This window comes from Pseudomonas sp. PGPR N4, from assembly GCF_059693665.1.
The window spans coordinates 1,501,757-1,524,106 of sequence record NZ_JCAUKV010000001.1 but is presented as its reverse complement, the minus strand read 5'-3'; the positions used below and the strand labels follow the sequence as shown (position 1 = coordinate 1,524,106).

The 22,350-nt window shown below is 62.7% G+C and carries 22 protein-coding genes and 1 pseudogene; 12 read left to right on the top strand and 11 right to left on the bottom strand.

Features of this window, described 5'->3' with window-relative positions; genetic code table 11:
• Window positions 1–113 precede the first annotated feature (113 nt).
• A complete protein-coding gene (locus AC58X1_RS06855) occupies window positions 114–1,985 on the top strand; it encodes a SurA N-terminal domain-containing protein (RefSeq protein WP_181108118.1) in 1,872 nt (623 codons plus the stop codon).
• Between the two features lie 73 nt (window positions 1,986–2,058).
• Here AC58X1_RS06855 and AC58X1_RS06850 read toward each other — a convergent pair whose 3' ends face one another.
• Window positions 2,059–3,099: a patatin-like phospholipase family protein gene (locus tag AC58X1_RS06850; protein ID WP_101321066.1), complete on the bottom strand. Its 1,041-nt coding sequence runs from the start codon at window positions 3,097–3,099 to the stop codon at window positions 2,059–2,061.
• Window positions 3,100–3,253: 154 nt separating this feature from the next.
• On the opposite strand from AC58X1_RS06850, the gene AC58X1_RS06845 reads away from it, so the two are divergent.
• The 3 genes from AC58X1_RS06845 to AC58X1_RS06835 all read left to right on the top strand — a co-directional run bounded on the left by AC58X1_RS06845 (window position 3,254) and on the right by AC58X1_RS06835 (window position 5,223).
• Window positions 3,254–3,532, top strand: a complete 279-nt coding sequence (locus AC58X1_RS06845; RefSeq protein ID WP_101321064.1) for a hypothetical protein — start codon at window positions 3,254–3,256, stop codon at window positions 3,530–3,532.
• A gap of 14 nt (window positions 3,533–3,546) precedes the next feature.
• Window positions 3,547–4,314, top strand: a complete 768-nt coding sequence (locus AC58X1_RS06840; protein WP_150569839.1) for a CHAD domain-containing protein — start codon at window positions 3,547–3,549, stop codon at window positions 4,312–4,314.
• A gap of 111 nt (window positions 4,315–4,425) precedes the next feature.
• Window positions 4,426–5,223: an acyl-CoA thioesterase gene (locus AC58X1_RS06835; protein ID WP_150569840.1), complete on the top strand. Its 798-nt coding sequence runs from the start codon at window positions 4,426–4,428 to the stop codon at window positions 5,221–5,223.
• Window positions 5,224–5,225: 2 nt separating this feature from the next.
• Here AC58X1_RS06835 and AC58X1_RS06830 read toward each other — a convergent pair.
• From AC58X1_RS06830 to AC58X1_RS06820, 3 genes and pseudogenes are all read right to left on the bottom strand, one after another.
• A pseudogene (locus AC58X1_RS06830) lies at window positions 5,226–5,447 on the bottom strand (terminase); the annotation flags it as partial.
• 75 nt (window positions 5,448–5,522) lie between these two features.
• Window positions 5,523–7,001, bottom strand: a complete 1,479-nt coding sequence (locus tag AC58X1_RS06825; RefSeq protein ID WP_497428564.1) for a methyl-accepting chemotaxis protein — start codon at window positions 6,999–7,001, stop codon at window positions 5,523–5,525.
• Between the two features lie 108 nt (window positions 7,002–7,109).
• A complete protein-coding gene (locus AC58X1_RS06820) occupies window positions 7,110–7,919 on the bottom strand; it encodes a TatD family hydrolase (protein WP_259072498.1) in 810 nt (269 codons plus the stop codon).
• Window positions 7,920–8,067: 148 nt separating this feature from the next.
• Between AC58X1_RS06820 and AC58X1_RS06815 the strand changes: the two genes are divergently transcribed.
• Together AC58X1_RS06815 and AC58X1_RS06810 are read left to right on the top strand one after the other, a co-directional pair.
• Complete coding sequence (locus AC58X1_RS06815) at window positions 8,068–9,477, top strand: MltF family protein (protein ID WP_150569843.1); 1,410 nt, start codon at window positions 8,068–8,070, stop codon at window positions 9,475–9,477.
• 205 nt (window positions 9,478–9,682) lie between these two features.
• Complete coding sequence (locus AC58X1_RS06810; RefSeq protein WP_181087586.1) at window positions 9,683–9,991, top strand: hypothetical protein; 309 nt, start codon at window positions 9,683–9,685, stop codon at window positions 9,989–9,991.
• 32 nt (window positions 9,992–10,023) lie between these two features.
• On the opposite strand, the gene greB is transcribed toward AC58X1_RS06810, so the two are convergent.
• From greB to AC58X1_RS06795, 3 genes are all read right to left on the bottom strand, one after another.
• Window positions 10,024–10,500, bottom strand: a complete 477-nt coding sequence (gene greB / locus AC58X1_RS06805) for a transcription elongation factor GreB (protein ID WP_101321050.1) — start codon at window positions 10,498–10,500, stop codon at window positions 10,024–10,026.
• 169 nt (window positions 10,501–10,669) lie between these two features.
• Entirely contained in the window at window positions 10,670–13,177 is a 2,508-nt protein-coding gene (locus AC58X1_RS06800; protein WP_220634041.1) for an ABC transporter permease, read from the bottom strand.
• Complete coding sequence (locus tag AC58X1_RS06795; RefSeq protein ID WP_101321046.1) at window positions 13,177–13,860, bottom strand: ABC transporter ATP-binding protein; 684 nt, start codon at window positions 13,858–13,860, stop codon at window positions 13,177–13,179. Before AC58X1_RS06795 ends, AC58X1_RS06800 begins: the two co-directional genes overlap by 1 nt.
• A gap of 10 nt (window positions 13,861–13,870) precedes the next feature.
• Here AC58X1_RS06795 and AC58X1_RS06790 point away from each other — a divergent pair, with 10 nt between their 5' ends.
• The 3 genes from AC58X1_RS06790 to AC58X1_RS06780 all read left to right on the top strand — a co-directional run bounded on the left by AC58X1_RS06790 (window position 13,871) and on the right by AC58X1_RS06780 (window position 15,919).
• Window positions 13,871–14,476 carry an arylesterase gene (locus AC58X1_RS06790; RefSeq protein WP_178080780.1) on the top strand — a complete coding sequence of 202 codons (606 nt, stop codon included), beginning with the start codon at window positions 13,871–13,873 and terminating at the stop codon, window positions 14,474–14,476.
• 58 nt (window positions 14,477–14,534) lie between these two features.
• A complete protein-coding gene (locus tag AC58X1_RS06785) occupies window positions 14,535–14,816 on the top strand; it encodes a hypothetical protein (protein WP_101321041.1) in 282 nt (93 codons plus the stop codon).
• Between the two features lie 125 nt (window positions 14,817–14,941).
• Window positions 14,942–15,919, top strand: coding sequence for a L,D-transpeptidase family protein (locus AC58X1_RS06780; RefSeq protein ID WP_497428563.1), 978 nt, complete (start codon window positions 14,942–14,944; stop codon window positions 15,917–15,919).
• A 136-nt stretch (window positions 15,920–16,055) separates the two neighbouring features.
• On the opposite strand, the gene oprI is transcribed toward AC58X1_RS06780, so the two are convergent.
• Window positions 16,056–16,307, bottom strand: a complete 252-nt coding sequence (gene oprI / locus AC58X1_RS06775) for an outer membrane lipoprotei OprI (protein ID WP_003259780.1) — start codon at window positions 16,305–16,307, stop codon at window positions 16,056–16,058.
• A 507-nt stretch (window positions 16,308–16,814) separates the two neighbouring features.
• Here oprI and AC58X1_RS06770 point away from each other — a divergent pair.
• Window positions 16,815–17,096, top strand: coding sequence for a GNAT family N-acetyltransferase (locus AC58X1_RS06770; protein ID WP_101321037.1), 282 nt, complete (start codon window positions 16,815–16,817; stop codon window positions 17,094–17,096).
• Between the two features lie 57 nt (window positions 17,097–17,153).
• On the opposite strand, the gene AC58X1_RS06765 is transcribed toward AC58X1_RS06770, so the two are convergent.
• The gene (locus AC58X1_RS06765; protein ID WP_150569846.1) at window positions 17,154–18,230 is read right to left on the bottom strand and encodes a 3-deoxy-7-phosphoheptulonate synthase; all 1,077 of its coding nucleotides are present in this window, start codon (window positions 18,228–18,230) and stop codon (window positions 17,154–17,156) included.
• A 285-nt stretch (window positions 18,231–18,515) separates the two neighbouring features.
• On the opposite strand from AC58X1_RS06765, the gene AC58X1_RS06760 reads away from it, so the two are divergent.
• Entirely contained in the window at window positions 18,516–19,013 is a 498-nt protein-coding gene (locus tag AC58X1_RS06760) for a universal stress protein (protein WP_101321033.1), read from the top strand.
• A 127-nt stretch (window positions 19,014–19,140) separates the two neighbouring features.
• A complete protein-coding gene (gene cysB / locus AC58X1_RS06755; protein WP_101321031.1) occupies window positions 19,141–20,115 on the top strand; it encodes an HTH-type transcriptional regulator CysB in 975 nt (324 codons plus the stop codon).
• A gap of 48 nt (window positions 20,116–20,163) precedes the next feature.
• Here cysB and AC58X1_RS06750 read toward each other — a convergent pair whose 3' ends face one another.
• Together AC58X1_RS06750 and pabB are read right to left on the bottom strand one after the other, a co-directional pair.
• Window positions 20,164–20,898 (bottom strand): phosphoadenylyl-sulfate reductase, encoded by a 735-nt coding sequence (locus tag AC58X1_RS06750; protein ID WP_101321028.1) that lies wholly within the window; start codon window positions 20,896–20,898, stop codon window positions 20,164–20,166.
• 100 nt (window positions 20,899–20,998) lie between these two features.
• Window positions 20,999–22,342, bottom strand: coding sequence for an aminodeoxychorismate synthase component I (gene pabB, locus AC58X1_RS06745; RefSeq protein ID WP_497428562.1), 1,344 nt, complete (start codon window positions 22,340–22,342; stop codon window positions 20,999–21,001).
• Between the last annotated feature and the right edge of the window lie 8 nt (window positions 22,343–22,350).

Genomic DNA, 22,350 nt, shown 5'->3' with positions numbered 1-22,350 from the left:
GCCGTCACGCTCGCTTCGAGAAGGCGCATCTTCGGATGCGCCTTTCTTCTATCAGGACTCTACCCACGCTCCGCGGTTGACGACGCAGTGGTACAACCGTTTCTGGGGGACGCATGCTGCAGAATATCAGGGACAATTCACAGGGTTGGATTGCCAAGACCATCATCGGCCTTATCGTCGTGCTGATGGCATTGACGGGCTTCGAGGCGATTTTTCAGGCCGCCAGCCATAGCCAGGACGCCGCCAAGGTAAACGGTGAAACCATCAGCCAGAACGAGCTGAGCCAGGCTGTCGATATGCAGCGCCGCCAGCTGATGCAACAGCTGGGCAAGGACTTCGATCCTGCTCTGCTGGACGAAAAGATGCTGCGTGAAGCAGCGCTCAAAGGCTTGATCGATCGCAAATTGCTGTTGGAAGGTGCCAAGGACGCGAAATTTGCATTCTCCGAGGCGGCGCTGGATCAAGTGATCCTGCAAACGCCTGAGTTCCAGGTTGATGGCAAGTTCGATGCAAACCGCTTCGACCAGGTCATTCGCCAGATGGGCTACGGGCGCCTGCAGTTCCGCGAGATGCTCGCCGAAGAAATGCTCATCGGCCAGCTGCGCACCGGGCTTGCCGGCAGCAGCTTTGTCACCGACAAACAGGTCGAGGCGTTTGCGCGTCTGGAGAAACAGACCCGCGACTTCGCCTCGCTGACCTTCAAGGCCAACCCGGCGGCGGTCAAGGTCAGTGATGAAGAGGTCAAAGCGCACTACGACCAGCACGCCAAGGAGTTCATGACGCCGGATCAGGTCGTCATCGACTACATCGAGCTGAAGAAATCGGCGTTCTTCGACCAGGTCAAGGTCGATCCGGCCGAGCTGCAAGCGCTGTACGAGAAAGAGATCGCCAACCTGGCCGAGCAACGCCATGCCGCGCACATCCTCATCGATGTCAACGACAAGGTCAGCGATGCCCAGGCCAAGGCCAAGATCGAAGAGATCCAGCAGCGTCTGGCCAAAGGTGAAGACTTCGCCGCCCTGGCCAAGGAGTTCTCGCAGGACGCCGGTTCCGCTGCCAGCGGTGGTGATCTTGGCTTCGCCGGCCCTGGTGCTTACGACGCCGAGTTTGAAGATGCCCTGTACAAGCTGAACAAGGACCAGGTGTCGCAGCCGGTTCGCAGCGAGTTTGGTTATCACCTGATCAAGCTGCTGGGTGTCGAGGCGCCGCAAGTGCCGACCTTCGCCAGCCTGAAAGACAAGCTGACCCGCGAGCTGAAAACCCAGCAGGTCGAGCAGCGCTTCGTTGAAGTGACCAAGCAACTGGAAGACTCCGCCTTCGAAGCCTCCGACCTGGCCCAGCCGGCTCAGGACCTGGGTTTGAAAGTGCAGACTTCGGCGCCGTTCGGGCGTGAAGGTGGCGACGGCATTACAGCTAACCGCCAGGTCGTCCAGGCCGCGTTCAGCGAGGAAGTGATCGACGAAGGCGCCAACAGCAGCGCCATCGAGCTGGATCCAGAGACCGTGCTGGTGCTGCGTGTCAAAGAACACCGCAAGCCCGAGCAACTGCCGCTGGAGGCCGTCGCGCAACGGATCAGCGAGCACCTGGCCAAAGAGAAGGCGACTGCCGAACTCAAAGCCAAGGCTGACAAACTGATTGCCGGTCTGCGTGACGGTTCGATCGCCGCCGGTGCTGGCCATGACGGTCAGACCTGGAAAGTCCAAGAAGCGGTCAGCCGCGGCCAGGAAGGTATCGACCCAGTCGAGCTGCAGGCAGTGTTCCGCCTGGCCAAGCCTGCCGGCAAGGACAAGCCTGAATACGCCAGTGCCGTGCTCGCCGATGGCAGCCTGGTGGTGGTCCAGCTGCGCGGCGTCAACGAAGGCGCTGCGGCCACCGACGAAGAGAAGCAGCAGATCCGCCGCTACCTCGCTTCGCGTGCCGGTCAGCAGGACTTCGCGGCCTACCGCAAGCAGTTGGCAGCTAATGCCGAGATCACTCGCTACTGAGTTGATCTGCCCAAAACCAGACAGGCCGCTTATGCGGCCTGTCTGGTTTCTGCAGCCTGCAAATGCGCGGTAATCAGCGCCGCTTGCCCTCGTAGATGTCCAGCGTGTCGCGGGCGATTTCCCGGCCCAGGGCGATCAGCTCCGGTGCCTTGTAGAACTCGAAGAACTGGCACACCCGCTTGGGCACGTTGATCAGTACATCTGGCGGGTAGCCGGCAATCTTGTACTGCGCCAGCGACGTCTGCATGACCTCGAAGCTCTGGTTGATCAGGTCGAGCAGGGACGCCGGGCCGACGTTGTCGATGATGAACGAGCCCGCTGCTGAGCGCGGTGCGCCGCCGCTCTCGGGCGCCGCAGCGGGTTGCTGGCCTTCGGGGTTGGCTGCTTCACCCAGCCACGGATTGCTTGCGATCAGGTTCTCGGCAAGCACTGCCTGGTCGATGCGGCTGAGCTGCTCTGCCGGCTTGCGGCGGAACGGCAGGCGCGAGCCCACCGAGCTCATCAGCGCGTCGAAGCGCTTCTTGAACGCGGCGGGGCGCTCGATCACCGGCAACTGGTACTGGTTCTGGTTGGTGGCGTTGAGGTTGACCGCGATGATCAGGTCACAGTGGCTGGAAACCACCGGCACGATCGGCAGCGGGTTGAGAATGCCGCCGTCGACCAGCATGCGGTTGCCCTGCACGACGGGGGTGAACAGGCTTGGTATTGCCGCCGAGGCGCGCATGGCCTGGTGCAGGCAGCCTTCCTGAAACCAGATTTCCTGCTGATTGGTGAGGTCGGTGGCCACCGCCGTATAGGGAATGCGCAGCTGTTCGATGTTGATTTCACCGACAATCTTGCGGATCTGGCCAAACACCTTGTCACCGCGAATAGCGCCGAGACGAAAGCTCACATCGACCAGCCGCAGTACATCCAGGTAATCCAGGCTCTCGATCCAGTGGCGATAGTCATCGAGCTTGCCGGCCGCATAGATACCGCCGACCACCGCGCCCATCGAGCAGCCGGCAATGCAGGATATCTCGTAGCCGCGGCGCTCGATTTCTTCGATCACCCCGATGTGCGCATAGCCTCGTGCACCGCCCGAACCCAGCACCAATGCAACGCGTTTACTCATGTCATTCCCTCGTGGCTGTGCAACCATCCCCGAACAATGCACCCATTGCGCCCTCGGCTTCAATGCAAGCCTTGCTGGACTACGCTGATGAGGGCACTTTTCGCTTGGCCGAGCGTCGAACGGCCACTCCCTTGTGCACTTTGAGGTATTACTGATGAAAGCATGGATCTGCCTGCCATTGATGGTTGTGGCGCTCGCTGGCTGCGCCGGCAAGACGGCCTATCGTGATAGCTGCGCAACCCAGCTGGACGCCGCCTGGAAGGAACTCGACCTGGCCAAGGCCGAAGGGTTTGCGGGCACCGTCAGTTATTCCAAGGCATTGTCGCTGTTGACCGGGGCCAAGACCCAGCAGCAGTTCGAAGGCTTCGAAGGCTGTGCGAAAAAATCCGAGAAGGCCCGCTTCTACATTCGTGAGTCCCGCGCCGGGCGTTGACCAAGGAGCGTTGTATGTCTGCCATGCTTGATCACGTGGTTGCCCAGGTGCTGACCCTGCAGGTGCGCTTGCTCGCCTGCCGCGAGCGGCTGGCGGCTGATGTCGACAGTGAAGCCCTGCACGACCTGCGCACCACCACGCGGCGCCTGCGCAGTTTGCTGCGGCCGCTGCGGGGCTTGCCTGCAGTCGATCAGTTGGAAGATGCCGCGCGGGCACTGGGCGCCCTGACCACGCCGCTGCGTGACCGTGAGGTGCTCGCTGCCGAGTTGCGCGAGCGTGGTCAACAGGACGCTGCCGAGCGGCGCCTGCGGGGCAGGGCGCAGACCTTTGCCACTGTGGCCGCGAGTCCCGAGTTGACGCGCATGCTGGCGATCATCGACGCGTTTCCGGCGTTTCTGCGGGCAGCGGATCGCGAAGGCCTGGTCAAAGGCCTGCAAAAACGCGTCGACAAACGCCTCGGCAAACAGTGGCACAAACTACAGCAGGGGTTACTCGACCCAGCCCACGATCGGCACCGTTTGCGCCTGCTGATCAAGCGGGTGCGCTATGGCGATGAGGCCTACCCACAGCTTGATCATGCCGGCGACAAGTTGCAGCGCCTGCTCAAGCGCGCACAAGGCGATCTGGGCGATTGGCACGACCGTCTGCAGTGGTTGGTGCAGGTACCGCTCGATGCAGCGCTACGGCCCTGCCAGGCGGCCTGGCAGGCTGAGCTTGAGGCCGCTGAGCGGCAAGGCGACCTGACCTTGAAGCGCCTGCACAAGGCAGTGTCACGCCGCTAGGCGCTGGATTGACCGATATGAAGCCTGCATCGGCGAGCGCAGCTGGTTAAGATCGGCTGCAGCTGGGGCGCCTGGCCGCCCCGATTCGATAGCCAAGCCTGCGAGATCGCCATGACCTTCACCCAATTGCTGGCCGCGGTACAACAATCACCAGAAGCCGTCACGGTGCCTGCCACCTGGGCGCAGGGGCGTGCAGTTTTCGGCGGGCTGATGGCTGCCATGGTCTATGAGCGCATGCGCCTGCAACTTGTCGACGAGCGTCCGGTGCGCTCGCTGGCCATCACCTTCGTTGCTCCCGCCGCGGCAGATATCCCGATCAGCTTCGAAGTAGAGGTGCTGCGCGAGGGTAAAGCCGTCAGCACCCTGCTTGGGCGTGCTGTGCAGCAAGGCCAGGTAGTGACGATCGTGCAGGGCAGCTTTGGCGCGGGCCGCTCCTCGCTGATAGATGTTCCTGCGCAGCCCCCGGTCGAGATGAAGGCGCTCGCCGAAGCAGCGCCGGAACTGCCTTATATCAAAGGCGTGACGCCAGAGTTCATGCGCAATGTAGCCTTGCGCTGGACGCTCGGCGGGCTGCCCTTCAGTGGCAACACTTCACGGCAAATGGGCGGCTGGGTGCGTCTGCGGGATGTGCCTGAGGAAGCCGCGACCGAAGCGCATCTGCTGGCCTTGGTCGACGCCTGGCCGCCGAGCCTGCTGCCGCACCTGAAACAGCCTGCGGCGGGCAGCACTCTGACCTGGACCATCGAATTCATTCAGCCCCGGCCGCAACTGAGCACCCATGACTGGTGCCGGTATTGCGTGGACACGGAATACGCCAAGGATGGCTACGGCCATGCCCGCGCGGCGTTGTGGACGGCTGACGGCGAGCTGCTTGCCCTCAGCCGCCAAACCGTCACCGTATTTGCCTAGCGACGATAGCCGTGGCGTTGCAGGCCCAGACCCGCGATCAAGGCGATCAGGCCTACCGCAATCTGGCTCAGGTCCATACTGAACACGCCGGACAGGACCAGCAATGCTCCAAGAACGCCCAACGCTACGGCTAGCAGCAACAGTGCCAGCTCGGCCGGTTGGCGGTGGGCGTGGTGGGCGCCACGCCATTGGCTGGGGTGAAGGTTGAACAGGCGCTTGCTCATGGGCATTTCCTCACAGTCATGCCCAAAGCTTAGTGCTGCGCGATCATTGCGGCCAATCGAGGCTGGCTATGGTGACTATAGCTTGAGCTGACCGATCGCCTTGTTCAGCTCACCGGCGAGGGTTGCCAGCTCGCTGCTGGTGGTCGCCGAGCCGACGGTCTGCTGCACGGTCTGCTCGGTGACATCGCGGATGCTTACCACCGCGCGGTTCATTTCTTCGGCCACCTGGCTTTGCTGTTCGGCAGCCACGGCAATCTGGGTGTTGCTCTCGCGCATCTGCGCAACCGCGCTGGTGATCTCCGCCAGCGACTCACCGGCCTCGCGGGCTTGCTTGACGCAGTCATCGGCCTTGTATGAACTCTCTTGCATGAACTCCACCGCATCGCGGGTGCCGGACTGCAGGGCGCAGACCATGTCGGTGATTTCGTCGGTGGAGCTCTGTACCCGCTTGGCCAGGTTGCGCACCTCGTCGGCGACCACGGCAAAACCACGGCCCAGATCGCCCGCCCGCGCCGCTTCGATGGCGGCGTTCAGGGCAAGCAGATTGGTTTGCTCGGCAATACTATGAATCACCCCAACTACGCCGTTGATCTTCTGGCTGTCTTCCGCCAGCTGACGGATCATTTCGGCGGTCTGCTGCACGCCGCTGGACAGCCCGGAAATCGAATCCTGCACGCGATCGACAACCGCCTGCCCGCTGCCGGCAAGGTTGTCCGCAGTTTGCGACAAATCACGGGTGGCACCGGCATGTTGAGCGATGTGGTGCACAGTCGCGGTCATTTCGTTGATCGCGGTAGCGGCCTGGTCGGTCTCGCTTTGCTGGCCGAGCATGCCGTGGCGTACATCGCTCATGCTCGCTGCCAGGCGCGCGGCGCCGGAGTCGAGTTGCGCTGCAGTGCGCGCTACGGTGCTGACTACCCGGTGATAGGTCGACTGCATGGCGTTGAACGCGCCGGCCATTTGCCCGACCTCATCGCCGCAGGCCAGCGGCACACGCGCCGACAGGTCGCCGGTCTTCTCGACGTGGAGCATGACGTCCTTGAGCGTGTTGAGCTGGCTGAGCAGAAAGCGGATCAGCAGCTGCGACGCACCGAGCATGGCCAGCATCAGGACCATCACGCACACCGCGTAATTGGCGAAGCGATCAATAAACACCTGGCGCAGGCTTGGCGAGTGCGCCAGCAGCGCCAGTTGCTGTTGGCCACGGCTCACGACCTGAGCGCCGCGCAGCGGGTTGTCACCCAATAGCGAGCGATTGGCCAGCTCGACCCAGCCCTGGGCGTTGTTCAGCGCGGGCAGTGGTTGGCCGGCGAAACTTGGCGTTTGCCCGGCTTGCCAGCTGATAAGGTTGGCCAGTTCAGGCAGCGCTTGCCCGGCCGGCCAGGCCGCAAGCAGACGAGCCTGCGCCTGGGCGGTTGCTCGCGCACCTTCGGCCCGGGCCTGCTGCTCGAGCTGCACGGCGTACAGCACCAGCAGCAGGGTGGTGACAAAGGCCACTGCGTTGACGGCCCAGAATTTGTACTTCAAGGAAATATTGCTAAGCCAGGCACCCATCGTATAGGTCTTCTCTGAGTTGAGCGGAAACAGTATTGGCAAGGTGCCATCATTGTTTCCGATTGCTTCAGAGTGAGTCTTGATGTGTGTCAACGAATCCCGGTCGACTTATGCCTCTGCCGGCGCCAGGGCGAAGAACTGGCGCGCGCACTCGGTGGTGTGCCTTGCCGTGTATTCCAGGCTCTCGCCGCGGTGCAAGGCGACCTCACGCAGCACCTCGGGCAAGAACGCAGGCTCGTTGCGGCCGCTTTTCGGTTTCGGCCGCAAGCTGCGCGGCAGCAGGTACGGTGCATCGCTTTCGAGCATCAGGCGACCCACGGGGATGCTGCTGACCAAGGGATGCAGGTGCGTGCCACGGCGCTCGTCACAGATCCAGCCAGTGATGCCGATGTGCAGGTCCAGATCGAGATAGGCGAACAGCGCCGCGCGCTCGCCGGTGAAGCAATGCACCACGGCGGCTGGTAACTGGTCACGGTAGTCCTTCAGGATCGCCAGCAGGCGCTCGCTGGCATCGCGCTCATGCAAAAACACCGGCAGCTGGGTTTCTACTGCCAGGGCCAGATGTGCGTGCAGGGCTTTCTCCTGCTCAGGCCGCGGCGAGAAATCGCGATTGAAGTCCAGACCGCACTCGCCGACTGCCTTTACCCGAGGCTGAGCGAGCAGGTGGCGCAGTTGCCGCTCGCTGTCGACACCCCAGCTCTTGGCATCGTGAGGGTGCACGCCAGCGGTGGTGAACAGTCGATGCCCCGGTTCATCCAGTTGCTGGCACAGCTCCAGCGCCTGTTCGCTGCCTTCCAGGCTGGTACCGGTCACGACCATTTGCACGACGCCTGCCTGCTGCGCGCGCTCGACGATGTCAGCCTCTTTGCCGTGAAAGCTGCTGTTGGTCAGGTTGACGCCGATATCGATCAGTTGCATGGTGCTACCTCGTGCTGCGGGGCGGCCAGCATAGCAAATCCCCCGAACATCGCGAAAAAGCCAAGAACTTCAATGGATTGCCAAGGTCTTTCAGTCTCTGCTGGCGCCGCCGCAGAGGCCTCTTCCCACACCATGGACATGTTTGCCGATGCAGCGATTCCTGCTGATTGTTTCGCTGATGTTCAGCCTGCTCACGGCGGCCGCCGCGCATGCGGCAGTGTCCGGGCCGGCGCAGGCCAGCTCAACCAGCAAGCAGCCGCGCGATCTTGCGCAGGTGCGCAGCAGCAAGGTACTGCGGGTGCTGGTCAACCAGAGCCGCAACAGCTCCGGGGAAATCAAGGGCGAGCCGGTCGGCATCGAATACCATCGGCTGCGCGCGCTGGAGCATTTTCTCAATGGCCGCGAACGCCAGGGTGATCTGATTCAAGTCAAATTGATCCCGCGGGCCAAGGAGCAACTGCTCGGCGCCTTGCAGCGCGGGGAGGGTGACCTGGCAGCGCCGGGCGAGCTGCTCGACCCGGCCCAGGTCAGTGGCGTCGGGGTGAGTGCGCCAGTGCTGGACAAGGTGCCGCTGCTGCTGGTTGGACGCAAGGGCGAGCGCAGCTTCAGTCGGGTCGAGCAGTTGTCCGGGCGCACCATCGCCCTGACCACCGCCAGCGGTGCGGGCGCTGCGATCCAGGCTATCAATCAGCAGCTGGCATTGCGCAAGCGCGCACCGATCAAGATCGAATGGGTAGACCCAACGCTGGCGGTCGAGGATGTGCTGGAGATGGTCCAGGCCGGCATCTATCACCTGACCGTGGTGGAGCGGCCGATCGCGCTGCGCTGGGCGCGGGTGATGCCGCGGCTGCGCGTCGACAGCAAGGTACAGATCGGCCAACCGCAGGCTGTGCGCTGGTACGTCGGTAAAGGCGCTGATCAGTTGCTGGCAACTGTCGACCGCTTTCTGGCCGGCTACCGCGCCCCGGAAAACCAGGACGCCGCATTCGAGCGTATCTACCGGCGCCAGTACCGCGTGCACAATCCGCTGGCCCGCCAGGAGCGCCAGCGCTTGCAGGCGGTGCGTGGGGTGTTGCAGAAGCACGGCGAGGCGCAGCAGATCGACTGGCTCAATCTGGCCGCGCTGGCGTTCAAGGAATCGACCCTCAATCCCGCCGCGCGCGGCGTCGGCGGCGCCCATGGGCTGATGCAGATCACGCCGTCGGCGGCGCAGCGGGTAGGGGTGAGCAACACGGCGAACGTGGATGGCAATGTCCAGGCCAGCGCGCGATATCTGGCGTTGATCCGTCGCAAGTTTTTCGCCAGCCCCCAGCTCAATGAGCGCGAGCGCATGGCGTTTGTGCTGGCGGCGTACAACCTCGGCCCGGAGCGGGTCCAGGCGATGCGTGCCGAAGCGCGCAGGCGCGGGCTCAATGGCAATCAGTGGTTCTTCCAGACCGAGCGCATCGCCATGGAGCAGGTCGGCATGGGCCCGGTCAATTTCGTCAACAGCGTCAACAAGTACTTCCTCGCCTTCAATCGCGAGCGCGCCAGCCTCGAGCGCGTCGCCAGGCGTTGAGCAATCTGGCTGTCACAAGGGCTACACGTACAGCTTGTAAGTTGTCGCGTGTAGCTCTAGCATAACCCTTGCGCCGATTTAAACAGCTACTTGCGGGGCGCAGGAGGCAGCCCGTGCCAGGGCACTCTGAAATACCGCTAAAACGCTGGTTCGGTGACGCCTCCCACCGCAGCCCAGCGGGATTCGCGAGGCGGAGAATTACTCCATGAGTTGTCCACGTACCAGTGTCTGTCTGACCCCTCTGCCTGCCGGCCAGGTATCGCGCACCCCGCGCATTCTACTCAGCGGTCAGCATCAGCCTACCTTGTTGCGCCACCTTGACGGCTTTTCGCGGCGCAAGGGCCAGGCTCGCGCGTTTCTGATCCAGTTCGCTGAAACCTGTGCCTTGCTCAAGCAGTACGCAAGTGATCGTTTTGATCTGGCAGTAATTCAGTCGCCTACGGCGGAGGAGGCCGGCGAGGTGATCGGTCACCTGACGCGGATTGCTCGGCAGGGGCTGATTACCCGGCGTTGAGCGAGTGGGGCTGCAGAGCAGCCCCCAAATCGTCATCCCACCTCATATTCGATACTGGCAATAAACCACACCGCTTCGCCGGTCGGCGTTTGCACGATCACCTCATCTCCTTCCGACTTTTTCAACAGCGCCCGCGCCATCGGTGAGTCGATGGAGATGTAGTCGTTACGTCCGTAAATTTCGTCGTAGCCGACCACTCTGAAGCGTTTGACCTCGCCGGCCTCGTTGTCAATTTCTACCCAGGCACCGAAGAACACCTTGCCCTCTTGTTCGGGGGCATAGTCGACAACGCGGATATCCTCCAGACGCTTGCGCAGGTAGCGGATTCTGCGGTCGATTTCGCGCAGCAGCTTCTTGTTGTACTGGTAATCGGCGTTTTCACTGCGATCGCCAAGCGATGCCGCCCAGGCGACCTTTTGCGTGATTTCCGGGCGATAGGTTTGCCACAGATGATCCAGCTCTGCTTTCAGCGCAGTGTGGCCTGCGCGGGTGATGATGTTGGTTGGCAATGCTGACTCCAAGCACGGTCGAGCTGACTGCTTGCACAAGGCCAGGCTAGCGTTGCCAGGCGTGCAAACGTCGAATTCAATACAGAATTGGGCAGACGCCCAACAGTCACGGAGCCGAGGCTAGCACGCAAGGCTGGCCTCGGTCACACCGGGTGTCGAGCGCTTCTCGTCAGCCCTCGCGCAGCACTGTCAGCGGGCTCGCATTGAGCGCCCGGCGAGTACCAAACACCCCAGCACCGCCAACTAGCAGGGCGCCAATCAACGGCAGCAACAGCAGCCATGGATGTGGGCCCCACTGCAGATCGAAGGCGTAGCGATACAGCGCCCAGCTGATCAACTCGCAGCCCACTGCCGCGAGCACTCCACTGGCGGCGCCGAGCAGGCCGAACTCAATCCGTCGCGCCCGCACCAGCAATGGCCGACCGGCGCCCAGTGCACGCAGCAATGCGCCTTGGCGGATGCGCTCGTCAAGGGTGGCCTGCAGCCCGGCGAACAGCACTGCCAGGCCTGCTGCGAGCACGAACAGCAGCACGTATTCGACCGCCAGGGTGACCTGGGCGAGGATGCTGCGCAGCTGTTCGAGCAGGGCGTCTACCTGGAGGATGGTGGCTGCCGGGAACGCACGTGATAGCGCCACCACTTCCTGATCATGCCCTGGGGCCAGATAGAAGCTGGTCAGGTAGGTGGTTGGCAGGCCTTGCAGGGTGCCCGGCTGGAAGATCATGTAGAAGTTTGGCTGGAAGCTGTCCCAGTGCACGCTGCGCAGGCTGCTGACGCGGGCCTGGCGTTGCTGGCCGGCAATGTCGAAGTTGAGCAGGTCGCCGAGTTTGAGGTGCAGGCTTGCAGCTAGCTCGGTTTCCACCGATACCCCCGGGATGCCGTCACTCGCTGGGGCTGCCTGCCACCACTCACCGCTGACCAGCGCATTACCCTGTGGCAGATCGGCCGCCCAGGTCAGGCTCAGGTCGCGCTGCACAGCGCGTTCGCCGGTGGACTCCTTGCTCACCAGTTGGCGCACCGGCTCATCGTTGATATGGGTCAGCCGGCCGGGGATGACCGGGTACAACGGCGCGGAGATGGCGTTTGCTTCACGCAGACGCTGGGCGAACGGCTCACGGTCATCCGGCAGGATATTCAGGGCGAAATGATTCGGCGCATCCTTTGGCAGCTGCGCTTGCCAGTTGTCCAGCAACTCGGCCCGCAGCAGCGCGACCAGGCCCATCGCCAGCAAGATCAGGCCGAACGCCAGCGCCTGGCCGGCAGCGGCCAACGGGTGGCGCAGCAACTGGCCAAGGCCCAGTCGCCAGGTCAGCGGCGCACCGGCCAGCAAGCGGCGCAGACTGCGCAGGCCGAGCAGGAGCAGGCCGCCGAGGAGCAGGGCGGCAATCAGGCCGCCACCGAGCAGGGCAAAGGTCAGCAACAGGTCCAGGCTCAGCCGCCACATGATCAGGCCAAGGGCGAACAGCGCTGTGCCATACACCAGCCAACTGCTGGCTGGCACGGGCAGCAGGTCACGGCGCAATACTCGCAGCGGTGGCACTCGGCCCAGCGCGGCCAGCGGCGGCAAGGCGAAGCCGGCCAGTGCCACCAGCCCGGTGGCGATACCGGCCAATGCTGGGGTGAGGCCACCCGGCGGGATGGTGCTCGGCATCAGCCCATCCAGCAGGCGGAACAAGCCCAGCTGTGCCAGCCAGCCAATAACCGCTCCGGCCAATGCCGCGACCAGGCCCAGGGCTGCCAGTTGCACACAGTACAGGCCCAAGGCCTGGCGCCTGGACAAGCCCAGGCAGCGCAGCAGGGCGCTGGCGTCGAGGCGGCGTGCGGCATAACGGCTGGCCGACAGCGCCACGGCTACCCCAGCGAGCAACACTGCGACCAGGCTGGCCATGTTCAGATAACGCTCGGCCTTGCCCAGTGCGCCGCCGATCTGGCGATTGCCATCGCGGGTGTCGCGCAGGCTCTGGTTGGCCGCCAGGGTTGGCTCCACGGTCTGGCGATAGCGGCTCAGCGTCTCGGCCTCGCCACGCCATAGGTCGCGGTAGGTCACTCGGCTGCCAGGCTGGATCACGCCAGTGGCCTGCAGGTCGTCGAAGTTGATCAGCACCCGCGGCGTCAGGCTGTAGAAGTTGTTGGCGCGGTCGGGCTCGTAGGTCAGTACCCGGCTGATGCGCAAGCTCTTCATGCCGACGTCGATGCTGTCACCCATGGCCAGGCCCAAGGCTACCAGCAGGCGCGGTTCGACCCAGGCCTCGCCAGGCGCCGGGCCGCCGCCTGGGCGTTCTTCGGCAAACGGCGCGGCGGCGCTGCGCAGTTCGCCGCGCAGTGGGTAGGCGGCATCAGCGGCTTTGATGCTCGACAGCTGGATACCGGCGTCGGTGCCGACCACGCTGGTGAACTCCACGACCCGCGCATGGCGCAAGCCCAGCTCTGTGCCGGCACTGATCTGCGGATCGCTTGCCGCCGAGCTGCCTTGCAAGACCAGGTCGGCGCCGAGGAATTCGCTGGCGCGCAGTTGCATGGCGCCGTTGAGGCGGGCGCCGAAGTAGCCGATGGCGGTGCTTGCCGCCACTGCCACCAGCAGGGCGAAGAACAGCACACGCACTTCACTGGCGCGAACATCGCGCAGCAGCTGGCGCAGGGCCAGGCTGCACAGGCGCAGCAACGACAATCGTCTCATCACGGCTCCAGGGGTGCGACCAGACGGCCAGCGTCCAGGCGGATCAGGCGGCGGCAACGTTTGGCCAGACGCTCGTCATGGGTGACCAGCACCAGGGTGGTGCCGCGCTCCTTGTTCAGTTCGAACAGCAGGTCGCTGATGCGTTCGCCGGTGTGGCTGTCGAGGTTGCCGGTTGGCTCGTCGGCGAACAGCACCGCCGGCTGCGCGGCGAACGCGCGGGCAATCGCCACCCGTTGCTGTTCGCCGCCGGAGAGCTGGCGCGGGGTGTGGGTCAGGCGCTGGCCCAGGCCGACCCGCTCGAGCAGGCTGCGTGCCACCTCGCGGGCATCACCACGGCCATCGAGCTCCAGCGGCAGCATGACGTTCTCCAGCGCGTTGAGGCTGTCGAGCAACTGGAACGACTGGAACACAAAGCCGACGTGCTCGGCCCGTACCCGCGCGCGCTGGTCTTCATCCAGCGGGCCGAGATCCTGCCCGGCCAGGATTACGTTGCCTGCGCTGGGCCGGTCGAGGCCGGCGAGCAAGCCGAGCAGGGTGGATTTGCCCGAACCGGACGCACCGACGATGGCCAGGCTGTCGCCTTTGGCCAGATCCAGGTCCAACGCGTGCAGGATGGTCAGGTCGCCTTCCGTGCTGGGGACCACTTTGCTAAGGTTCTGCGCAACGAGAATGCTTTGATCCATGGAGAATCCAATGCGAGCGTGGTGGTTGAGTGCGGGTCTGGCCTTGTGTTGCCTGGCTCAGAGCGCGACGGCGGGGACACTGCTGGTTGTCGGCGATAGTATCAGTGCCGGTTTTGGCCTGGATACCCGCCAGGGTTGGGTTTCCCTGTTGCAGCAGCGGCTCGAGGCCCAGGGCAATGATGCCAAAGTGGTCAATGCGTCGATCAGTGGCGATACCAGCGCAGGCGGCCAGGCGCGGCTACCAGCGCTGCTCGCAGCGCACAAGCCAGAGCTGGTGATCATCGAGTTGGGCGGCAACGATGGCCTGCGTGGGCAGCCCCCAGCGCAATTGAAACAAAATCTTGCGTCGATGATCGAGCGCTCCCAGGCCAGCGGGGCCAAGGTGGTGCTGTTGGGCATGCGCTTGCCGCCCAATTACGGCCTGCGCTACACCACGGCCTTTGCCCAGGTGTTCGAAGAGTTGGGTGCTGATAAAAAGGTGCCGTTGGTGCCGTTCTTTCTTGAAGGCGTGGGCGGGGTACCTGAGCTGATGCAGGCAGATGGCATTCATCCGGCGCAGGCCGCGCAGGAGCGTCTGCTGGAAAATGCCTGGCCGGTGATAAAACCCTTGCTGTGACGCTTTAAACGGGGGCCGCTTTCGGATAATGTTGCGCCCCCCGTTTCGAGACCCCCCGATGCCGCGTCCTGCCTGGTCCCTGTATGCCTATCAACTGATCGAGCCTGATGATCAGCTGGACCTGTTCGCGTGTCAGGAAGTCCGCGTGCATCTGGTAGCTCGCCAACTTGAGTTGGGCGCGCCGGTAGACCGCACCCTTTGTGGTGGTTTACTGCCGGCTCAGCCGCGCTGGTCGGTGGTGCCGCGCTCGATCCAGCGCGATAACCGCCTGTGTACGTTGTGCCGGGCCATCCTCGATGCCCAGCGGCGCGGAACTCGTCCCGTCTGGCCACAGCTGTGAACGGCCGCGTGGAACCGTAGCAGCCTTTCATCATCTGAAATGTATGCAGCCACTGCCCGTCTCCCGCTTGCGCCGGGGCGGGTGTACAATCGACCGTCTTGATCTACCTTCGAAGGATTCTCCGGATGTTGCCGCGCATTCCCGCCGTCACCCGTCGCCTGTCCCTGGCTGCCCTGCTGGTAGCGGGCCCCGCCTGCGCGCTGGAACTGCCACTGCCGCCGCCTGGTGAGGACGTCGTTGGTCAGGTGCAGACCATCAAAGCCAAGTACGAAGACACCTTCGCCGACATCGGCACCGCCAACGACCTCGGCTACCTCGAGATGATCGCGGCCAACCCGGGTGTCGACCCGTGGCTGCCGGGTGCCGGCACCGAGATCATCCTGCCTACGCGTTATGTGCTGCCGCCTGGCCCCCGTGAAGGGGTGGTGATCAACCTGGCCGAATATCGCCTGTACTACTACCCGAAAGGGCAGAACGTGGTGCATACCTATCCGCTGGGTATCGGTCGCGAAGGCTGGGGCTCGCCGATCGCCAACACCAAGATCACCGCCAAGACGCCGAACCCGACCTGGACGCCGCCGGCCTCGATCCGCGCCGAGCATGCCGCCGATGGCGACATTCTGCCAACCGTGGTGCCGGCCGGGCCGGATAACCCGCTTGGGCCGTTCAAGTTCACCCTGGGCGTGCCGGGTTACCTGATCCACGGTTCCAACAAGAAGTTCGGCATTGGCATGCGCACCAGCCACGGTTGCTTCCGCATGTTCAACAACAATGTGCTGGAGCTGTCGAAGATGGTTCCGGTGGGTACCCCGGTGCGCATCATCAACGAGCCGTACAAGTTTGGTGTTAGTGCCGGCAAGGTGTATCTGGAAGCGCACACGCCGCTGGATGATCATGGTAATCCGTCGGTGGTCGACAAGCACACCGCAGTGATCAATGCCCTGCTCAAGCGCGAAGACCTGGCCAACAACCTGCGCATGAACTGGGACATGGTTCGCGATGTTGTCGCCGCCGAAGATGGCATGCCGGTGGAAATTGCCGTGCCGGTGGCAGGGCAGGCTGGCGCACCGATGGTGTCGAGCATTCCCGAAGAGCTGCAGTAACTCGCAGTGCGTTGCCCGAAGGCCTGCCGCGTGCAGGCCTTTTTGTTGCCTGAGACTTTTGTTTTCCCAGAAAAACCTGGGCAATAAAAAAGCCGACCCACGAGTGGGTCGGCTTCACAACAATCCGTGAGGATTATTACTTGCGGCTGGCTTTGTCCAGCATACGCAGAGCGCGCTCATTGGCTTCGTCAGCAGTTTGCTGAGCCTTCTGAGCAGCAGCCAGAGCGTCGTCAGCCTTACGGTAGGCTTCATCGGCACGGGCTTGAGCGCGAGCGGCTGCGTCTTCGGTAGCAGTCAGGCGAGCTTCGGTTTCTTTGGATACGCTGCTGCAACCGGTAGCCAGAACAGCGGCCAGGGCGAGAGCAGAGAATTTCAGAACGTTGTTCATCGTGTTCCCCTTCAAGGATCTTCTAGTCAAAAGAGCCATCTCTCAAAAAAGAGAAACTGGCCGGCGTACATAGTACCCATTACTTGTAGTAAGTAAACTGACGGAGCGCAAGAACTGTGAAAAAAATGCCGCTTTATAGGGGCTTGGCGGCGCATCTCGGGGTTTTCCCCAATATGGCCGCCGGCGCATGCAAGCACTTGTAGCACCAGAACTTTTTTGTTGAACTAAAGGTGACTTCAGCGGTCTTTCAGCGTCATACCAGAACATCATCCGGATGCTCTTGTGAGTGGGCCAGCGGTGTGTACCGCTGTTTGCTCATCGCTGACTAAGCGCGCTGAAAACTTGAGCAATCCTGCCACGGGCGCCTACTATTTGTAGGTGCCAGAAATGCCGAACGTGCAGGGAACCCTGTGGTCGAAGGGGGCATGAGGGGGCGTAGAGTTTCTCCGCCGGATACATCAATCGGGTAAGGTATGGGTCTGCCGACGAGACCTGCGAGGAGTAGTGATGAGCGAAGCGCTGACCATCCACCATGACCAGGCCGGTCATCAGTTCGAGACCAATGTGGACGGTCATCGTGCCTACCTCACCTACATGGATCTGGGTAAGCAAACGCTGGATATCTACCGTACCTTCGTACCCAACGCCCTGCGCGGTCGCGGTATCGCAGCGGCGCTGACCCAGCAGGCACTGCAGTATGCCGAACAGATGGGCTATACGGTCATCCCGTCCTGCTCGTATGTCGAGCGCTACATGGAGCGTCAGCAGCGCCACTCGAGCAAGGCTTGAGTCGCTGACTGCGGACACAAAAACGCCGGGCAATGCCCGGCGTTTTGCTGTCTGGCGTCAGCCGCGTTTACGCTGCGGCAGCACATCCTTGAGCTTGCTGTGCATGCTGCGCACTGCCTTCTCGGTCGCGCTCCAGTCAATGCACGAGTCGGTCACCGAAACACCGTACTGCAGGTCGGCGAGGTCTTTGGGAATTGACTGGCAGCCCCAGTTCAGGTGGCTCTCGACCATCAGGCCGATGATCGACTGGTTGCCCTCAAGGATCTGGTTGGCGACGTTTTCCATGACCAGTGGCTGCAGTGCCGGGTCCTTGTTGGAGTTGGCGTGGCTGCAGTCGACCATGATATTGGCCTTGATCTTGGCCTTGGCCAGATCCTGCTCGCACAGCGCAACGCTGACCGAGTCGTAGTTGGGCTTGCCATTGCCACCACGCAGCACCACGTGACCATAGGCGTTGCCTTTGGTGGTGACGATGGACACGCCGCCTTCCTGGTTGATGCCAAGGAAGCGGTGCGGCTTGGAGACCGACTGCAGGGCGTTGATGGCCACGGTCAGGCCGCCATCGGTGCCGTTCTTGAAGCCGACTGCCGAAGACAGGCCCGAGGCCATTTCGCGGTGGGTCTGGGATTCGGTGGTGCGTGCGCCGATCGCCGACCAGCTGATCAAATCCTGCAGGTACTGCGGCGAGATCGGGTCGAGCGCTTCGGTAGCCGTTGGCAGGCCCATTTCCGCGAGGTCCAGCAGCAGCTTGCGGCCAATGTGCAGACCATCCTGGATCTTGAACGAGTCATCCAGGTACGGGTCGTTGATCAGGCCTTTCCAGCCGACAGTGGTACGCGGCTTCTCGAAGTACACGCGCATCACCAGGTACAAGGTGTCGGAGACTTCAGCAGCGAGCACCTTGAGGCGTTCGGCGTATTCGTGGGCGGCTTTGATGTCGTGAATCGAGCAGGGGCCGATCACCACGAACAGGCGGTGGTCCTTGCCGTCGAGAATATTGCGCACCACTTCGCGGCCGGCAGTAACGGTCTGCAGGGCCTTGGCGCTGAGAGGGATTTCCTTCTTGAGCTGATCAGGGGTGATCAAGGTCTCGTTGGAGGCAACGTTTAGGTCATCGATCGGTAAATCAGCCATCGTGTTACTCGTCAGGTCACGGGTGCCGGCCGCCAACAATCCCCGTGCGGCCCAGCAGCAGATTGTTCGCAGCGGGGAGGCCGAACCTTAGCGCGTTACAGGGGTCGCGACAATGGGCTGAGCCCAGGTAATAAAGGGTGCGAGTGCAATCAGATGACAGCTGGTGCCACAAGATAGCGGCATGCGCGGGCAACTATGGCAGCGGCGTAGCTGGATGGCACGGCGTCCGGGCGCGGCGCTGCTAAGCTGAAGTTGCTCTGCCTTGGCGGCAGGGCAGGAGGCCGAATGATTCGTTCCATGCTGTACGCCACCGACCTTGGGGTTTATGCGCCGTTTGTCATGCAGCATGCCTTGGCGCTGGCGCGAACCTTCAATGCGCAGCTTTATGTGATTCATGCAGTCGAGCCGATGGGCCAGTTTGCCGAGTCGTTGCTACAGAGTTATCTGGATGAGCAAACCCTGGATCAGTTGCACAGTCAGGGTGTCAACACGGTCATGGCCAACATTGAGCAGAGGGTGCTGGCCAGTTTTCGTGAGGAGCTCGGCGAGGACGCCGATCTGGCGGTGATCCAGGCGGTAAGGGTGCGCCAGGGCGACCCTGCGCAGGTCATTCTCGAGCAGGCCCAGCGCTTGAGCGTTGACCTGCTGATCTTCGGCAGCCATACCCACGGGGCAGGGGTCGATGTGCCCATCGGGCGCACAGCGGTGCGGCTGTTGCAGTTGTCGTCGGTGCCGGTCTACATGGTGCCTCTGGCCCAGCATCTGGGGCGTAGGAAATTGTGAAATGCGGCGTAGGACATTTCCTGCTCATGTAACAAAATAGTTCTAGATTTATTACATTAGCCACTAATATAGTTATATATCGTCGCTGCCTGCTGCTGGTGACTTACCGCAGAACCGAGGGAAACCTATGAAGCTTCAACAACTGCGCTACATCTGGGAAGTGGCGCACCACGACCTCAACGTCTCCGCAACAGCGCAGAGCCTGTATACCTCGCAGCCGGGGATCAGCAAGCAAATCCGTCTGCTCGAGGATGAGTTGGGCGTCGAAGTTTTTGCACGCAGCGGCAAGCACCTGACCCGCGTTACTCCAGCCGGCGAGCGCATCATCAACACCGCTGGCGAGATCCTGCGCAAGGTTGAAAGCATCAAGCAGATCGCTCAGGAATTCTCCAACGAGAAAAAGGGCACGCTGTCGATCGCCACGACCCACACCCAGGCGCGTTACGCGCTCCCGCCGGTGATCAGCAGCTTCATCAAGCAATATCCGGATGTGTCCCTGCACATGCACCAGGGCTCGCCGATGCAGATCGCTGAAATGGCCGCTGACGGTACCGTCGATTTCGCCATCGCCACCGAGGCGCTGGAGCTGTTCGGCGATCTGATCATGATGCCTTGCTACAAGTGGAACCGCTGTGTGGTGGTGCCGCAGGGACATCCGCTGGCCAAGCTGCCGAAGCTGACCCTGGAAGCGGTTGCCGAATACCCGATCGTGACCTACGTGTTTGGATTCACTGGCCGCTCCAAGCTGGACGAGGCGTTCAACCATCGCGGCCTCACCCCGAAAGTGGTGTTCACCGCAGCCGATGCCGACGTGATCAAGACTTACGTGCGCCTGGGGTTGGGTGTGGGCATCGTGGCTGGCATGGCGGTCGATGCCAAGCTCGACAGCGACCTGGTGGCACTGGATGCCAGCGAGCTGTTCGAAGCCAGCGTGACCAAGATCGGTTTCCGCCGCGGGACCTTCCTGCGTGGCTTCATGTGCGACTTCATCGAGAAGTTCGCCCCGCACCTGACCCGTGAAGTAATGGCCAAGGCGATTCAGTGCCATAACAAGCAAGAGCTTGAAGAGCTGTTCAACGGGGTTGAGCTGCCGGTGCATTGATCTGCGCTATCAGGGGCTGCCAAGCAGCCCCGATCCAGGCGCCCTGCACTACGCCTTGGAAATGATATTCCCCGCGTGCAACCCACACTCCTTCTGCGTTGCCTCTTCCCACCACCAGCGGCCTTCGCGCTCATGCTGGTTGGGCAGCACCGGCCGTGTGCACGGCTCGCAACCAATGCTGATGAAGCCGCGCTCATGCAGGCTGTTGTACGGCAGCTCGAGCATGCGGATATAACCCCACACTTCTTCACTGCTCATCTGCGCCAGCGGATTGAACTTGTACAGGGTGTGCTCGGGCGTTGAAAACGCGGTGTCGATTTCCAGTGCGGCAACCTGGCTGCGGGTGCCAGGGCTCTGGTCGCGACGCTGGCCAGTGGCCCAGGCGCTGACTGTGGCCAGCTTGCGGCGCAGCGGTTCGATCTTGCGAATCCCGCAGCACTCGCCATGGCCGTCCTTGTAGAAACTGAACAGGCCTTTCTCTTTGACCAGCGGCTCGAGCTTGGCCCGGTCGGGGCTGAGGATTTCGATTGGCAGGTTGTACTGCTCGCGGACCTGATCGATAAAGCGGTAGGTCTCCGGGTGCAGCCGACCGGTATCCAGGCTGAACACCTTGACCTGCTTGTTGAGCTTCCAGGCCATGTCCACCAGCACCACGTCTTCGGCGCCGCTGAAAGAGATCCACAGGTCATCGCCAAAGTGCTCGAAGGCGAGTTTGAGAATGTCCTGGGGGGACTTGCTGGCGTAACTTGCAGCCAGGGTGGCAACGTCGAAGGCTTGGCTCATCAGGCGGTTTCCATCGGGTTTATGGCGCTGTGCGCTCGTAGTCGGCAAATGGTAACAAAAATTGGCAGGACGGACTGCTTGTGATGCCCCGCGCCGCAGCTCAGAGCCTTTGCAGGGTCTGCAACAATACCCGCACCTTGGCGATCGATTCTTCGTATTCCGCCTCCCAGTGCGAGTCTGCCACCACCGCGCCGCCGCCCCAGCAGCAGGCCTGACCATCCTTGATCAGCACGCTGCGAATGGCGATCGAGCTGTCCATTTCGCCGCGTACATCGATGTACAGCAGCGAGCCGCAGTACAGTGCGCGGCGGGTGGGTTCCAGTTCGTCGATGATCTGCATGGCGCGGATCTTCGGTGCGCCAGTGATCGAGCCGCCAGGGAAACTATCGCCGAGCAGGTCGAGCGAGTCCTTGCCTGCGGCCAGGCGGCCAGTGATGCTGCTGACCAGGTGGTGCACGTTGGGGTAGCTCTCCAGGCTGAACAGCTCGGGTACCTTGACCGTGCCGGTCTCGCAGGAGCGCCCCAGGTCGTTGCGCAGCAAGTCGACGATCATCAGATTCTCTGAGCGGTCCTTGCTGCTGGCAAGCAGCTCGGCGGCGTTGCGTGCGTCTTCCGTCGGGTCGCTGGAGCGCGGCCGGGTGCCCTTGATCGGGCGGGTTTCCACTTCGCCCTGGCTCACTCGCACAAACCGTTCCGGCGAGAAGCTCAGCAGGGCACTGCCATCTGCCAACTGCTGGTAGCCAGAGAACGGCGTAGGGCAAGCCTTGCGCAGCGCTTGATAAGCGGCCCACGGGTCACCCTGGCAGGGCGCACGAAAACGTTGGGTCAGGTTGATCTGGTAGCAGTCGCCGGCTTTGATGTACTGCTGCACGCGATCAAACGCCTGGCGATAGTCGTCGGGCTGCAGATCGCCGCGCATCGGCGCGAGCAGGCTGAACGTGCCGGGCGCAGCCTCGGCTGCGGTGCTGAACAGCGCGATCAGCAGCTGCTGCTCGCCTGGCGCAAGGCTTGGATGAAACACCAGTTGGCTGGTGCCCAGCAGGTGATCGCTGACCAAGGCCCAGGCGTACAAACCCAGTTGCGCGTCAGCCAGGCCGAGGTCGTCGCGAGCCTGGTTCGGTAGCTGCTCGAGGCGGCGGCCAAAATCATAGCTGAGGTAGCCGATCAGGCCGCCAGCGAAGGGCAGTTCGACGTCGTCCGGCAGCTCGGCGCGGCCTAGCCGGCTGAGGTTGGCGCGCAGCCGTTGCAGATACGCCCGGCCATCTTCATCGGCTTGGATTTGCAGCTGCTCGACTGGCCAGGCGCTGAGCAGATCGTAGCGGCCGCGCTCAGCACCGGGGCGGGCGCTGTCCAGCAGGATCGCGCCCGGCGCCTGGCGCAGGCGAGCGAACCACACGGCCGGGTCGGCCTGATAGGGCAGGGGGTGAAGCGTACAGGTCGGCATGCGAATGA

Bases quoted from the DNA above. Each gene is read 5' to 3' on its own strand.
- AC58X1_RS06855 (WP_181108118.1), top strand. From the start codon at position 114: ATGCTGCAGAATATCAGGGACAATTCACAGGGTTGGATTGCCAAGACC.
- AC58X1_RS06850 (WP_101321066.1), bottom strand. From the start codon at position 3,099: ATGAGTAAACGCGTTGCATTGGTGCTGGGTTCGGGCGGTGCACGAGGC.
- AC58X1_RS06845 (WP_101321064.1), top strand. From the start codon at position 3,254: ATGAAAGCATGGATCTGCCTGCCATTGATGGTTGTGGCGCTCGCTGGC.
- AC58X1_RS06840 (WP_150569839.1), top strand. From the start codon at position 3,547: ATGTCTGCCATGCTTGATCACGTGGTTGCCCAGGTGCTGACCCTGCAG.
- AC58X1_RS06835 (WP_150569840.1), top strand. From the start codon at position 4,426: ATGACCTTCACCCAATTGCTGGCCGCGGTACAACAATCACCAGAAGCC.
- AC58X1_RS06825 (WP_497428564.1), bottom strand. From the start codon at position 7,001: ATGGGTGCCTGGCTTAGCAATATTTCCTTGAAGTACAAATTCTGGGCC.
- AC58X1_RS06820 (WP_259072498.1), bottom strand. From the start codon at position 7,919: ATGCAACTGATCGATATCGGCGTCAACCTGACCAACAGCAGCTTTCAC.
- AC58X1_RS06815 (WP_150569843.1), top strand. From the start codon at position 8,068: ATGCAGCGATTCCTGCTGATTGTTTCGCTGATGTTCAGCCTGCTCACG.
- AC58X1_RS06810 (WP_181087586.1), top strand. From the start codon at position 9,683: ATGAGTTGTCCACGTACCAGTGTCTGTCTGACCCCTCTGCCTGCCGGC.
- AC58X1_RS06800 (WP_220634041.1), bottom strand. From the start codon at position 13,177: ATGAGACGATTGTCGTTGCTGCGCCTGTGCAGCCTGGCCCTGCGCCAG.
- AC58X1_RS06795 (WP_101321046.1), bottom strand. From the start codon at position 13,860: ATGGATCAAAGCATTCTCGTTGCGCAGAACCTTAGCAAAGTGGTCCCC.
- AC58X1_RS06790 (WP_178080780.1), top strand. From the start codon at position 13,871: ATGCGAGCGTGGTGGTTGAGTGCGGGTCTGGCCTTGTGTTGCCTGGCT.
- AC58X1_RS06785 (WP_101321041.1), top strand. From the start codon at position 14,535: ATGCCGCGTCCTGCCTGGTCCCTGTATGCCTATCAACTGATCGAGCCT.
- AC58X1_RS06780 (WP_497428563.1), top strand. From the start codon at position 14,942: ATGTTGCCGCGCATTCCCGCCGTCACCCGTCGCCTGTCCCTGGCTGCC.
- oprI (WP_003259780.1), bottom strand. From the start codon at position 16,307: ATGAACAACGTTCTGAAATTCTCTGCTCTCGCCCTGGCCGCTGTTCTG.
- AC58X1_RS06770 (WP_101321037.1), top strand. From the start codon at position 16,815: ATGAGCGAAGCGCTGACCATCCACCATGACCAGGCCGGTCATCAGTTC.
- AC58X1_RS06765 (WP_150569846.1), bottom strand. From the start codon at position 18,230: ATGGCTGATTTACCGATCGATGACCTAAACGTTGCCTCCAACGAGACC.
- AC58X1_RS06760 (WP_101321033.1), top strand. From the start codon at position 18,516: ATGATTCGTTCCATGCTGTACGCCACCGACCTTGGGGTTTATGCGCCG.
- cysB (WP_101321031.1), top strand. From the start codon at position 19,141: ATGAAGCTTCAACAACTGCGCTACATCTGGGAAGTGGCGCACCACGAC.
- AC58X1_RS06750 (WP_101321028.1), bottom strand. From the start codon at position 20,898: ATGAGCCAAGCCTTCGACGTTGCCACCCTGGCTGCAAGTTACGCCAGC.
- pabB (WP_497428562.1), bottom strand. From the start codon at position 22,342: ATGCCGACCTGTACGCTTCACCCCCTGCCCTATCAGGCCGACCCGGCC.